This is a genomic window from Clostridium sp. 1001271st1 H5 (assembly GCF_005845215.1).
GTDB lineage: Bacteria > Bacillota > Clostridia > Lachnospirales > Lachnospiraceae > Enterocloster.
On sequence record NZ_SPHO01000029.1, the window covers coordinates 29,144 to 42,689 of the forward strand.

Below are 13,546 nucleotides of genomic sequence, written 5' to 3' on the forward strand. Positions count from 1 at the left end.
GGATGAAACAAGTAAAACGGCAGAATGAGAAATATTTAGAAGCGAAGAGGAGATGTACTATGTCAGAAAAAATGATTGAAAACAACAGGGTAAGCGTTATCGGAGAAATCGTGTCGGGATTTACCTTCAGCCATGAAGTCTTCGGAGAAGGATTTTATATGGTGGATGTGGCTGTCAACAGGCTCAGCGAGCAGGCGGACATCATTCCCCTGATGATATCCGAGCGCCTTATAGACGTACATAAAGACTATTCAGGCTGTACCGTGGAATCCTTGGGCCAGTTCCGTTCCTACAACCGGCATGAGGGAATCAAGAACCGGCTGATGCTGTCCATCTTTGTAAGGGAAATTCATTTTATTGAGGAATTCACGGATTACACCAAGACCAATCAGATATTCCTGGACGGCTATATCTGCAAGCCGCCTATTTACAGAAAAACTCCTCTTGGCAGGGAAATCGCAGACATACTTCTGGCTGTGAACCGCCCCTACGGCAAGTCGGATTACATACCCTGCATCAGCTGGGGACGCAACGCGCGTTTTGCATCCAGCTTCGAGGTGGGCACCAGGGTAAGAGTGTGGGGCCGCGTGCAGAGCCGCGAGTACACCAAAAAACTCAGCGAGACAGAGTGCGAGAAGCGCATTGCATATGAGGTTTCCATCAGCAAGCTGGAATGTGACGAGGCTTGAACTGACCAGGCTGCAGACGCTGCTATCTAACAAATCCTTTTGAATATCTTTCGAAAAATGTAAGAAATATTTGCAATATTGGCTAAACTATGCTATTATGAGCAAGTCCAATTGTTCTTAAGACAAAGCAAGTAAAGCATGAGGTGCAAGATGATGAAAGAGAGCATGATACAGGTTATCTGCGGACCGGGACGGGGCAAGACCACCAGTGCCATTGGCAGGGGGCTGACTGCGCTGACCAAGGGAAAGTGCGTCTATATGGTGCAGTTCCTTAAAGGCGCCCTGGATGTAGATAACATGGAAATCATACAGCGTCTGGAACCGGAATTTAAGATATTCAGATTTGAGAAAACCCCTGTTTTCTTTGACCGGCTGACGGAGGAAGAGAAGGCAGAGGCAAGAATCTGTATCCTGAACGGCCTGAATTTTGCCAGGAAGGTTCTGGTGACAGGGGAGTGTGATGTGCTTATCCTGGATGAGATTCTGGGAATCCTGGATGAGGGTGTGATATCAGGCGAGGAGCTGTGCGCCATCATAGCCCAGGCCAGGAATGGGCAGATACAGTTAATCCTTACAGGGACCATATATCCGGAGTGCCTGGATGGCCATGTGGATGAGGTCACAAGGATACAGACAAGATATGAGTGATTTCCTGTTGACAGACTGTTGGCAGGGTGATAATATAATACCAACAATCATAGAGTAGAGGTTGCGTTAATCATGAGTAGGTAAGCCGGATGTGGCAGGCACAGGCGATGGCTTAGGGAAAGGGAGAGACGCCGAAGAGGAAGCGTTCCTTGTTTACGCCCCCTCTGGGCATATGGTTAAGAGCCGTATGACTGTCATCCGGGTGGATGGAGAGCTACCAAAGAACGTGGATTTGACACTGGAATCATACGTATATGGAAGGGCTGACATTTACCTCAGCCCTTTTTTGTTTCTTGGGAAAGTACGTCCGGGTTTCATTTTCTATGGGGAAAAGCACACTGTGATTGAATCAAGAGAAAAGGAGAGAATATAGTATGGCACTTTTTGAAGGAGCAGGTGTAGCACTGGTAACCCCGTTTAAGGAAAACGGTGAAGTGAATTACGAAAAACTGGAGGAGATTGTAGAGGAGCAGATTGCAGGCGGCACGGACGCCATCATTGCCTGCGGCACCACAGGCGAAGCCTCCACCATGACCCATGAGGAGCATCTGGATGTAATTGAGTACATCTGCAGGGTGACAAAGAAGCGGATTCCCGTGGTTGCAGGAACCGGCTCCAACTGTACGGAGACAGCAATCTATCTTTCGGCAGAGGCTGAGAAGAGAGGGGCGGACGGACTTCTTCTGGTGTCCCCGTATTACAACAAAGCAACCCAGAAAGGACTTATGGCCCACTTTACAGCGGTTGCAGATGCAGTGAAGATTCCTGTTATCCTCTACAATATTCCTGGCAGGACAGGCGTCACCATTAAGCCTGAGACCATTGCGGCCCTGTGTAAGAACGTGGACAATATTGTGGGCGTAAAAGAGGCCAGCGGCAATTTTTCTGCCATTGCCACCCTTATGAGCCTGTCAGACGGAACGGTGGATTTGTACTCCGGCAATGACGACCAGATTGTTCCCCTTCTCTCGCTGGGAGGAAAGGGTGTTATCTCGGTGCTGTCCAATGTTGCGCCGCGCCAGACCCACGATATCTGCGCGTCCTATTTTGCAGGGGATGTAAAAACCAGCGCCAGCCTTCAGTTAAAGGCCATTCCGCTGATTACAGAGCTGTTCAGCGAGGTGAACCCCATTCCGGTTAAGGCTGCCATGAACATGATGGGCAAGGGCGTGGGCCCGCTGCGCATGCCTTTAACTGAGATGGAGCCCCAGAATCAGGAGAAGCTTAAGGCTGCCATGACAGCTTACGGCATCCTGTAGGGAAGGTTTCGGGAAAGGACGGTATAATACCAATGGTAAAGATGATAATGCACGGCTGCTGCGGGGCCATGGGACACGTAATCTCAGGGCTGGCGGCGGAAGATGAGAGAATCCGCATTGTGGCGGGCATTGACGTCCGGGAGGGGACGGATTTGGGATATCCCGTGTTCCCTTCCCTGGACCAGTGCGATGCAGAGGCGGACGTGATTGTGGATTTCGCGTCCCCAAAGGCAGTGGACGGGCTTCTGGCTTACAGCTGCTCCAGGCAGATTCCGGTGGTTCTCTGCACCACCGGGCTTTCGGAGGAACAGCTTGAGGCAGTGGGAAAGGCCAGTGAAAAGACAGCCATCCTGCGCTCCGCCAATATGTCCCTGGGAGTAAACCTGCTGCTTAAGCTGGTGGGGGAGGCAGCCAGGGTGCTGGCGGGCTCCGGCTTTGACATGGAAATCGTGGAAAAGCACCACAACCAGAAGGTGGATGCGCCCAGCGGCACAGCCCTGGCCCTGGCGGACTCCATGAACCAGGCCATGGACGGGCAGTACGCCTATACCTGTGACAGGAGCACCAGGCGTGAGAAGAGAAACCCTAAGGAAATCGGAATCTCGTCCGTCAGGGGCGGTTCCATTGTGGGCGAACACGATGTGATATTTGCGGGCAGAGACGAGGTGGTGACCTTCAGCCACACAGCTTATTCCAAGGCCATTTTCGCCAAAGGCGCCCTGGAGGCAGCCAAATTCCTGGCCGGAAAGGAACCCGGCATGTATTCCATGACAGACGTGGTGGGTTTATAACAGAAATTTCCAGAATATGCAGGATGTTCCACCATAATCCATTCTCCTAAAGCACATAATATAGGTAGAAAACGAAAGGAGAATGTCATTATGAAAAAAATCAGACCTGCAATATTTGCAATGCTGCTGCTCATCATGGTTATGTCTGTTACGGCCTGTGGAAGCAATAACTCCAATACACAGTCTTCAACAGGCGCCAGCCAGAACTCATCCTCAGCAGCCACTTCCACCAGTACCTCATCCCAGGAAACCACAGGGATGGAGACCTCTTCCATGGAAACGGAAGGGGACGGCATCATTGACGGACTTATGAATGATGTGGAAAAGGGCGCAAATGACGTTAAGAACGGCGTGGATGATATCACAGGCGAATCCAACACAGTCAATGAGAGCGGCACCAACAATACAACAGAGGCCAGATAGCGGATTGCTGTCAGGAGCCTGGATATGGACCCTTTCTATGCCGGGGACGGCTGGAGAGGGTCTATCTGCGTAAAAACCAGAAGATGCCTCTTGAAGAGCGCCCTGTTAAGGATTATAATCAGTTCATGGACAAACGGGGAAGGAGATTGATTGGGGTACATAAGCAGATATGGCCGCAGGAACACGATGCTGAGACAGATGCGAAAGAAGTCAGTGAAATCCTGGAGGGAGCGCTGTCCGTCTGTCAGGCGCAGGAAAGGCCGTGTAAGATTCGCCCTGTTCCTGTTGGCGGCCGGTATTACGGCCTGGGCAGGAACAGGCCGGTTCATTGTCAGGTGGGCCAGAGAGCAGATACCGCACCTGGAACGGATTGAGGAGAGCAGTCCGGTCCGGGCGGCTGACGGGAATGGGCCCGCAGCGGTGAAGCGCGGTCTTACCATCCGTCTGGATGAAAAGAAAATTCATATATTCCAGGTGGAGGAAGGGTATGAGGGCCTTTATGAGGACGGAGGCCAAGGGAGTGATTAGCGGGGCAAAGGACATTCATTAGGAATTTTAATGATTGCCATGCTTGTATTCAAAGACATTGTGTATTATAATTTCTTCTGAAATGGTATTCTTTTATAGCGTCAGCTTATAAATCTATATCGCAACCATACGAATATAAGAAAAGGACAGGTGGATACCCATGGAAAAGAAAGAGATGCTCTACGAAGGAAAGGCTAAGAAGGTTTACACAACGGAGGACCCGGACGTGTTAATCGTGTCCTACAAGGATGATGCAACTGCATTCAACGGTCTGAAAAAGGGAACCATTGTTGGAAAGGGCGCCATCAACAACCGTATGACCAACTTTATTTTCAAGAAGCTGGAGGAGAAGGGGGTACCTACCCACCTGGTAGAAGAATTAAATGACAGGGAGACAGCTGTGAAGAAGGTGGAGATTGTTCCGCTGGAGGTCATCATCCGCAATTACTCCGCAGGCAGCTTTGCCAAGAAGATGGGAATGGAGGAAGGCATCAGGTTCAAATGCCCGACCCTGGAATTCAGCTATAAGAACGATGACCTGGGCGACCCGTTCATCAACAGCTATTACGCCCTGGCCCTGGGACTTGCTACCCAGGAGGAGATTGACGATATCACAGAGTATGCATTTAAGGTGAACGAAGTGCTCCAGGAATACTTTGACGGACTCAACATTGACCTGATTGATTTCAAGATTGAGTTTGGCCGTTATCACGGCAAGGTGATTCTGGCTGATGAGATTTCTCCTGATACCTGCCGTCTCTGGGACAAGGATACCCACGAGAAACTGGATAAGGACAGATTCAGAAGAGACCTGGGCAATGTAGAGGACGCATACGAAGAAGTATTCCGCAGACTGGGTATCCAGTAGGCCGGACCGGGAGGTCTGACGCGGACAAATTAAGATACAACGCCTGGGCATGATTACCCAGGCGTTCCCTTCTTTGAGAAGGGAACAGATGCAGCGCTGTTATTTTTGCAGCGCGGTATGGAACTGGCAGCCTGACACACAGAAAGGACATGACTTCATGAATCAGAACCTGATGGATTTTGATATTGGGGCAGATAAACTGCGTGAGGAGTGCGGGGTTTTCGGGATGTATGATTTTGACGGGAACGATGTGGCCCAGGCCATATATTACGGTCTTTTTGCCCTGCAGCACCGGGGACAGGAAAGCTGCGGTATAGCGGTGAGCGACACAGAGGGACCCAAGGGGAAGGTAGCGGCCCATAAGGGGATGGGCCTTTGCAACGAGGTATTCACGCCGGAGGTACTGGAAGGATTAAGGGGCAATATCGGAGTTGGACATGTGCGGTATTCCACGGCCGGCAGCAGTACAAGGGAAAATGCACAGCCTCTGGTGCTCAACTATGTAAAAGGAACCCTGGGCCTGGCCCATAACGGGAACCTGGTCAATGCGCCGCAGCTGCGCCATGAGCTGGAGTACACCGGGGCCATTTTCCAGACCACCATAGACTCGGAGGTCATTGCCTACCATATTGCCAGGGCCAGGATAAACACCCGCAATGTGGAGAGCGCGGTGGCCGCAGCCATGAAAAAGCTGAGGGGAGCCTATTCCCTGGTAATCATGAGTCCCCGCAAGCTGATTGGAGCAAGGGACCCCTTTGGGTTCAAGCCCCTGTGTATCGGGAAACGGGATAACGCCTACATCCTGGCGTCAGAGACATGCGCCCTGGAAACCATAGGGGCTGAGTTTGTCCGGGATGTGGAGCCGGGAGAAATTGTGACCATCACGGCGGACGGCATTGCATCCAATAAGGAAATGTGCCTGCCGGACCCTTCCGGTGAAGCCAGATGTATCTTTGAGTATATTTATTTTGCCAGACCGGACAGTGTTTTTGACGGTGTCAGCGTTTACAGGGCCAGGGTTCAGGCCGGCCGGTTCCTGGCAATGGATTCCCCGGCGGAGGCGGACCTGGTGGTGGGCGTGCCTGAATCAGGCAACGCGGCGGCCCTGGGCTACGCCATGGAATCCGGGATTCCCTTTGGAACCGCCTTTGTAAAGAATTCCTATGTGGGAAGGACGTTTATCAAGCCAAAGCAGAGCAGCAGGGAGTCTGCCGTGCGTATCAAGCTCAACGTGTTAAAGGAAGCAGTGGCCGGAAAAAGGGTTATCATGATTGACGACTCCATTGTCCGGGGAACCACCAGCGCCCTGATTGTGAAGATGCTGCGGGACGCAGGCGCCAGTGAGGTTCATGTGAGAATCAGCGCTCCGCCCTTTCTGCATCCCTGTTATTTTGGAACCGATATTCCGTCGGAGGACCAGCTCATTGCCCATGGAAGAACGGTGGACCAGGTGAGGGAAATTATCGGGGCGGACAGCCTTTCCTTCCTGAGGCAGGAGCGGCTGCCGCAGATGGCAGCTGAAAAGCCCATCTGCACCGCATGCTTTACAGGGGATTACCCCATGGAGCCGCCCTCCCAGGACATCCGGGGAAGCTATGAGAAATAGGCGGCGGGCATTTAAAAAAATATGGGTATGTGATATGATAGAACACATGAAATCAATGAATACGGAGGATATGACATGAGTGACCACGACAGATATGTAAGCCCTCTTTCCGAGCGCTATGCCAGCAGGGAGATGCAGTATATCTTTTCACCTGATATGAAGTTTTGTACCTGGAGGAAGCTCTGGATTGCGCTGGCTGAGACAGAGAAGGAGCTGGGGCTTTCCATTACGGACGAGCAGATTGAGGAACTGAAGGCCCATGCAGAGAAAATCAACTACGATGTGGCTAAGGCCAGGGAGAAGGAAGTCCGCCATGATGTCATGAGCCATGTCTATGCATACGGCGTGCAGTGCCCTAAGGCAAAAGGCATTATCCATCTGGGCGCCACCTCCTGCTACGTGGGAGACAATACGGATATCATCATTATGACCGAAGCCCTTAAGCTGGTGAGGAAAAAGCTGCTCAACGTACTGGCGGAGCTGTCCAAATTCGCTGAAACATACAAGGACCTTCCAACCCTTGCCTTCACCCACTTCCAGCCGGCCCAGCCCACCACCGTAGGCAAGCGCGCCACCCTGTGGATGATGGAGCTTAAGCTGGACCTGGATGACCTGGATTACCTCATTGGCTCCATGCGTTTGCTGGGGTCCAAGGGAACCACAGGCACCCAGGCCAGTTTCCTGGAGCTTTTTGACGGGGACCATGAGAAATGCCGCCGCCTGGATGCAAGAATTGCAGAAAAAATGGGATTTGACGGCTGTTACCCGGTATCCGGCCAGACCTATTCCCGCAAGGTGGACAGCCGTGTCATAAGCGTGCTGGCAGGCATTGCCCAGAGCGCGCACAAGTTCTCCAATGACATCCGCCTCCTCCAGCATCTGAAGGAAGTGGAGGAGCCATTTGAGAAAAAGCAGATTGGTTCATCCGCCATGGCCTATAAGCGGAACCCCATGCGCAGCGAGCGCATTGCCTCCCTGGCTGACTATGTGATGAGCGACATGATGAACCCCATGCTGGTGGCATCCACCCAGTGGTTTGAGAGAACCCTGGACGACTCTGCAAACAAGAGGCTGTCAGTGCCGGAAGGCTTCCTGGCAGTGGACGGCATCCTGGATTTGTACCTGAACGTGGTGGACGGCCTGGTGGTATATCCCAGGGTCATTGAAAAGCACCTGATGGCCGAGCTTCCCTTCATGGCCACAGAGAACATTATGATGGACGCTGTGAAGGCCGGCGGAGACCGTCAGGAGCTCCATGAGCGGATTCGGGAGCTGTCCATGGAGGCCGGAAAGAACGTGAAGGAAAAAGGGCTGGACAACAACCTTCTGGAGCTGATAGCAGCGGACCCGGCTTTTAATCTTTCCCTGGACGAACTGAAAAAGACCATGGAGCCTTCGCGTTATGTGGGCCGTGCGCCGAAGCAGGTGGAAGAGTTCCTGGAGGAGGTCATTCAACCGGTGCTTGAGGAAAATGCGGCAGTGCTGGGACTGACGGCTGAGATTAATGTCTGATATATATCAGGAGCAATAATAGGAACACTTTGTCCCCGCTTACATATGATGTATTAAAATCATAATAAGCGAGGTGAGGAAACGTGGCCCTTATAAATAAGCTTGATAATACCGCCAGTGTGACATATGCCGGTAATCCTGTCAACAGCAACGCTGTATCAACGGTTTTGCTTCTTGCCCCAACGCTGCTTAAAGCGGTAGACAAGCTTACCGCCAGTATTGGCGATACCTTAACCTATACGATTACAGTAACGAATGTGGGACTGAGCGCTTTGACAAACTTGCCGTTCACAGATACAATTCCGGCGGGCGCTGCATTTGTGACAGGTTCTTTTACCGTTAATGGCGCCGCCGCAACACCAACGGTTACCAGCAATACGCTGCACATATCATGAGCCTGTTATTTTCCTGGTCTGTCTTTTCAGGTATGAAAGCAGCTGTTTTGTAACATGGTCCGGCCGTGATATATTCAGTAATTCGGCACGCGTAGGTTCATATAGTATGTTTGACTGCTCTCCATAGATATTATATTTATGGGGAGCAAATTAATTTGGGAAGCTTGCCGTCATTATTTCAGTTTCACAATCCCTCTGTTTTATGCTATGATATCCATAACAGTTAATTCTGGACATGTTATCTTTCGATAAGGAGAACTTATGGATGAATGTGAACTTTGAGTACTATAAAGTATTTTACCACGTATGCGCCCACGGCAGCCTTACAGCCGCCGCCCAGGAGCTGTGTATCTCCCAGCCGGCTGTGAGCCAGGCCGTGCGGCAGCTGGAAAAGGAGGCCGGTACAAAGCTTTTTTTCCGTACTTCCAAGGGAGTGCAGCTGACCCGGGAAGGGGAGCTTTTGTACCACTATGTGAAGCCTGGGGTGGAGGAGCTTCTGGAAGGCGGGAAGATGCTGGAGCGGATGCTGAATATGGATGTGGGGGAGGTCCGGATTGGCGCCAGCGATATGACGCTGCAGTTTTACCTTCTTCCTTATCTGGAACAGTTTCACCGGGAGTATCCAAAGATTAAGGTGAATGTGACCAATGCGCCCACCCCTGAGACTATTAAAAGCCTGGAAGAGGGAAGAATTGATTTTGGGGTGGTGACCACGCCCTTTACCAGCAGGGGAACGGTTAAGCAGTTTCAGGTAAAGGCCATACGCAATGTCTTTATTGCAGGCAGCAGCTTCCGGGAATTGGATGGGCGGGAGCTGGAGTATAAGGAGCTGGAGGCATTTCCCTGCATAGCGCTGGAAAAAAATACAAGCACCAGAACCTTTATGGACGCCTTTCTGGCACAGCAGGGAACGCTGCTCAAACCGGAATTTGAGCTGGCTATCAGCGACATGATAGTACAGTTCGCCAGACGCAACATGGGAATCGGCTGTGTCATGGAAGGGTTTGCTGAAGCTGCCATAGACAGGGGAGAGGTGTTCCGCCTTAGGTTTAAAAAGGAGATGCCGCCCCGTCATATATGCGTGGTTACAGGGGAGTCCAGCCTGATTTCCATGCCGGGCCGCAGGCTGCTGGACATGATGGCCTGCGGACGGGCGGCAGCTGAGCATGATGGCCTGCGGACGGGCGGCAGCTGAGCATGGGGCAGGCAGCAGATAGTGTACAAGGGTCCTCCTTGGAAATGACATAAGTATTGCTTATGGAAAACATAATAAATAACGTCTTTACTTATGGTATAGGTTGTAGTAAATTAGGTAAGGATAAGATACACAGGAATGCGTGTCCATCCTTTCATGAACTGCAAATGAGCATTGGACGGGAAATACCCGAAGGAGGATTTTAGTATGGTCAGAGCAATTGTAGGTGCTAACTGGGGTGACGAAGGAAAGGGTAAGATTACGGATATGCTTGCCAAGGAGTCTGACATTATCATCCGTTTCCAGGGCGGAAGTAATGCAGGCCATACCATCATCAATGATTACGGCAAGTTTGCCCTTCATCTTCTGCCATCCGGCGTGTTTTACCAGCATACTACCAGCATCATCGGCAATGGAGTAGCCCTTAATATCCCATATCTGGTTCAGGAAATCGAAGCGCTGGTGGAGCGGGGCGTGCCCAAGCCCAGAATCCTGGTTTCAGACAGGGCCCAGATTCTCATGCCGTATCATGTGCTGTTTGACACCTACGAGGAAGCGCGTCTGGCCGGAAAGTCCTTTGGTTCCACCAAATCAGGCATTGCTCCCTTTTATTCGGATAAGTATGCCAAGATTGGTTTCCAGGTCAGCGAGCTCTTTGACCAGGAGCTGCTGAGGGAAAAGGCATACAGGGTATGTGAACTGAAAAACGTGATTCTGGAGCACCTGTACCATAAACCTCTTTTGGACCCCGAGGAAATCATAAAAGAGCTCCTGGGCTACCGGGATATGATTGAGCCGTATGTATGTGATACCTCCGCTTATCTCCATGAGGCCATTAAGGAAGGCAGGAACATCCTGTTAGAGGGGCAGCTGGGCTCCCTTAAGGACCCGGACCACGGTATTTACCCAATGGTCACCTCCTCCTCCACACTGGCTGCCTACGGAGCCATCGGCGCAGGCATTCCTCCTTATGAGATTAAGGATATCACCACGGTGGTCAAGGCGTATTCCAGCGCAGTTGGCGCCGGCGCCTTTGTCAGCGAGATATTTGGAAACGAGGCAGATGAGCTGAGAAACCGGGGAGGCGACGGCGGAGAGTACGGCGCCACCACAGGAAGACCCAGACGTGTGGGCTGGTTCGATGCAGTGGCTACCAGATACGGCTGCCGGATTCAGGGCACCACGGAAGTGGCATTTACTGTGCTGGATGTGCTGGGCTATCTGGATGAAATACCGGTCTGCGTCGGATATGAGATTGACGGACAGGTTACCAGGGAATTCCCCACCACGGCTAAGCTTGAGAAGGCCAGGCCGGTTCTTACCAGACTGCCGGGCTGGAAGTGTGATATCCGCGGCATTAGGAAGTATGAGGACCTTCCGGAGAACTGCCGCAAATACATTGAGTTTGTGGAGAAGGAAATTGAGGCTCCTATCTCAATGGTGTCCAACGGACCGGGAAGAGACGACATCATTATGCGCAAATAAATATGGAACGATTGAAAACAGGACCCTTCGGCAGCTGCCGGCGGGTCCTGTTTTGGTGCTTTATTCTGTAAACAGCCTCCTACATGGGCGGATTCTCAGTCAGCAGCTGGTGGAGAAAGGTGTTGATGACAGCCAGCTCCTCCTCCGTATATCCGCAGAGCAGGGAAGCCACGGTATCAGACCAGTCCTGGTCCAGCTTCTTGTGGAAGGCATAGGCCTTCATGCCCTCCTCGCTGAGGCTCAGGACAATTTCCCTCTGGTTCATGCTGGAGCGGTGCTTTTCCAGCAGGCCCAGCTTCACAAGGCGCGCCACCTGAAGGGATACGGTGGAGATGTTGGAGTCAGTGGACTGGGCAATGAGTTTCAGGTTGCACCTGGGATTGTCGCCAATCAAATTGATGATGGACATCTGGTCCACCCGGAGCATCTTATCGGTACCGTAGGTACGGAAGTCTTTGCCGTATTCGTACATCTGACGGTTATATTTCATGATTAATGATATGGTTTCCTGGATTCGATTCTTTTTTTCCATAATTCCCCCGGTTATTTGATGATAAAACTGTACTCTTATTAGTATAAGGAAAAACAGGAAAGATTTCAACCCAATTTCATTACATATTCATAGGATGGCCTGTGTACATGGGCTGATGGCCATGCAGTTGTCATGTTTCAATGAGAAGAGGAAGGAAAAAAACGCGGCGGAAATCAGGATATATACAACATGACTGATATGCGGATGGGACGGATGGGAGACTGATGTAAATTTGCATAAAAAAATGTTGAAATATAGCGAAACTTATAGTATACTTCTAATTGTAAATAGTTTAATGGTTAAACAGTTTTAATATTAAAGTGTTTTGCCAGGGGAGAGCTGTTTGGCCGTATATCATTATGAATCACAGGAGGGAAGCGTATGTTAGTAACATCAGGATTAAGTTTCGTAGCAGCATTATTGGCAATTAACGCATTTGTGTTCTGGATTGTAAAGAAGTATCCCTTAAAGATTTATAAGTATCTGCCGCCGGTCATCATTGTCTTCCTGATTGTTGTATGCTGCAATACCTTTGGCATTTGGTCTTTCAGCAATAAGGCCATCAGTTCAATGAGAAGCAATATCCTGGAATACATGGTTCCCTTCATGGTATTCTGTATCGCGGTGCAATGTGATTTTAAGAAAATGGTAAAGATAGGCCCCAAGCTGCTGGCTGTATTTCTGTGTACCACCCTGAGCATCTGCGTGGGAATGGTGGTGGTGTATAAGTGTTTTGCAGGTCCTCTGGGACTGCAGCAGATTCCCCAGTCCTTCGGCACGTGGACAGCCAGTTTTACGGGGGGCATTGAAAACCTGTACGCGGTTGCAGGGGCAGTGGGGCTCAGCGATGAGAATCTGGCCAATGTACTGCTGCTGATTAACCTGATATTCCGTCCCTGGATGACCATATTGATTGTCATGGTTCCCTTTGCTGCCAGGTTTAATAAATGGACAGGCGGCAATCCGGAGGAAATCGATGTGATTGCATCCAGACTGGATGAGACTAAGAGGGAGAAACAGATTCCAACCTCCCTGGATTTGTTTATGATTCTGGGAGTGGGCCTTGTGATTGTTGCATTTGGTTTCCACATGGGCGGTTTTTTAGGGGAACTGGTGCCGGCCGTGCCTGCACAGGTGTGGCTGTATCTCCTGGTCACAGCCATTGGCGTCATCATCGGAACCACCACGGAATTCGGCTACATAAACGGTCTGGAGCTGATAGGGGGAACGCTGGCTGTCTTTGCCCTTTCCGTATCATCCTCCAATGTGGACTTAAAGAGCTTTGCCAATGCAGGCATCTTCTTCCTGTCAGGCATTACCGTACTCCTGATTCATGTCGTTATCATGTTCCTGGTGGCAAAGCTTATGAAGGTGGATTTGTGTACCCTGGGAATTGCCAGCATCGCCAACATCGGCGGCGTGTCCTCGGCTCCCGTGGTTGCGGCTGCCTATGGTAAATCCTATCAGTCCATTTCCGTGATTATGGCGGCCATTGGCTCCATGATTGGAACCTTTGTGGGTCTGGGGATGTGCAACCTGCTGATTATGTTGGGGTAGACAGGGGAGGCTTTCTGAGAGTATGATAGGGTACATCAGACAGGATGCACCCAGCGGG

At 51.0% G+C, this 13,546-nt stretch carries 15 protein-coding genes and 1 riboswitch; of the genes, 14 read left to right on the plus strand and 1 reads right to left on the minus strand.

Annotated features, from left to right (window positions below):
- Positions 1–59: 59 nt before the first annotated feature.
- The 13 genes from FGS84_RS27570 to FGS84_RS27630 all read left to right on the plus strand — a co-directional run bounded on the left by FGS84_RS27570 (position 60) and on the right by FGS84_RS27630 (position 11,399).
- Positions 60–689, plus strand: coding sequence for a single-stranded DNA-binding protein (locus FGS84_RS27570; protein WP_138311396.1), 630 nt, complete (start codon positions 60–62; stop codon positions 687–689).
- A gap of 150 nt (positions 690–839) precedes the next feature.
- Positions 840–1,337, plus strand: coding sequence for a cob(I)yrinic acid a,c-diamide adenosyltransferase (locus tag FGS84_RS27575; protein ID WP_138311397.1), 498 nt, complete (start codon positions 840–842; stop codon positions 1,335–1,337).
- Between the two features lie 47 nt (positions 1,338–1,384).
- Positions 1,385–1,562: riboswitch (Lysine riboswitch) on the plus strand.
- On the plus strand, positions 1,540–1,710 hold the full coding sequence (locus FGS84_RS31695; protein ID WP_243130097.1) for a hypothetical protein: 171 nt from the start codon (positions 1,540–1,542) through the stop codon (positions 1,708–1,710). It overlaps the preceding riboswitch by 23 nt.
- 1 nt (position 1,711) lies before the next feature.
- Positions 1,712–2,596, plus strand: a complete 885-nt coding sequence (gene dapA / locus FGS84_RS27585) for a 4-hydroxy-tetrahydrodipicolinate synthase (RefSeq protein WP_138311399.1) — start codon at positions 1,712–1,714, stop codon at positions 2,594–2,596.
- A gap of 32 nt (positions 2,597–2,628) precedes the next feature.
- On the plus strand, positions 2,629–3,387 hold the full coding sequence (gene dapB / locus FGS84_RS27590) for a 4-hydroxy-tetrahydrodipicolinate reductase (protein WP_138311400.1): 759 nt from the start codon (positions 2,629–2,631) through the stop codon (positions 3,385–3,387).
- Between the two features lie 90 nt (positions 3,388–3,477).
- Positions 3,478–3,810 (plus strand): hypothetical protein, encoded by a 333-nt coding sequence (locus FGS84_RS27595; RefSeq protein ID WP_138311401.1) that lies wholly within the window; start codon positions 3,478–3,480, stop codon positions 3,808–3,810.
- A 198-nt stretch (positions 3,811–4,008) separates the two neighbouring features.
- On the plus strand, positions 4,009–4,338 hold the full coding sequence (locus tag FGS84_RS27600; protein ID WP_243130098.1) for a hypothetical protein: 330 nt from the start codon (positions 4,009–4,011) through the stop codon (positions 4,336–4,338).
- Positions 4,339–4,498: 160 nt separating this feature from the next.
- Entirely contained in the window at positions 4,499–5,206 is a 708-nt protein-coding gene (purC, locus tag FGS84_RS27605; protein WP_138311403.1) for a phosphoribosylaminoimidazolesuccinocarboxamide synthase, read from the plus strand.
- Positions 5,207–5,363: 157 nt separating this feature from the next.
- Positions 5,364–6,812, plus strand: a complete 1,449-nt coding sequence (gene purF, locus FGS84_RS27610) for an amidophosphoribosyltransferase (protein ID WP_138311404.1) — start codon at positions 5,364–5,366, stop codon at positions 6,810–6,812.
- Between the two features lie 75 nt (positions 6,813–6,887).
- Positions 6,888–8,324, plus strand: a complete 1,437-nt coding sequence (gene purB / locus FGS84_RS27615; RefSeq protein WP_138311405.1) for an adenylosuccinate lyase — start codon at positions 6,888–6,890, stop codon at positions 8,322–8,324.
- A gap of 83 nt (positions 8,325–8,407) precedes the next feature.
- On the plus strand, positions 8,408–8,719 hold the full coding sequence (locus FGS84_RS27620; RefSeq protein WP_243130099.1) for a DUF11 domain-containing protein: 312 nt from the start codon (positions 8,408–8,410) through the stop codon (positions 8,717–8,719).
- Positions 8,720–8,984: 265 nt separating this feature from the next.
- Positions 8,985–9,914: a LysR family transcriptional regulator gene (locus FGS84_RS27625; protein WP_138311406.1), complete on the plus strand. Its 930-nt coding sequence runs from the start codon at positions 8,985–8,987 to the stop codon at positions 9,912–9,914.
- Between the two features lie 207 nt (positions 9,915–10,121).
- Positions 10,122–11,399, plus strand: coding sequence for an adenylosuccinate synthase (locus FGS84_RS27630; RefSeq protein ID WP_138311407.1), 1,278 nt, complete (start codon positions 10,122–10,124; stop codon positions 11,397–11,399).
- Between the two features lie 79 nt (positions 11,400–11,478).
- On the opposite strand, the gene FGS84_RS27635 is transcribed toward FGS84_RS27630, so the two are convergent.
- On the minus strand, positions 11,479–11,931 hold the full coding sequence (locus FGS84_RS27635; protein WP_138311408.1) for a MarR family transcriptional regulator: 453 nt from the start codon (positions 11,929–11,931) through the stop codon (positions 11,479–11,481).
- Between the two features lie 381 nt (positions 11,932–12,312).
- Between FGS84_RS27635 and FGS84_RS27640 the strand changes: the two genes are divergently transcribed.
- Positions 12,313–13,488, plus strand: coding sequence for a DUF819 family protein (locus FGS84_RS27640; protein ID WP_138311409.1), 1,176 nt, complete (start codon positions 12,313–12,315; stop codon positions 13,486–13,488).
- Positions 13,489–13,546 lie beyond the last annotated feature (58 nt).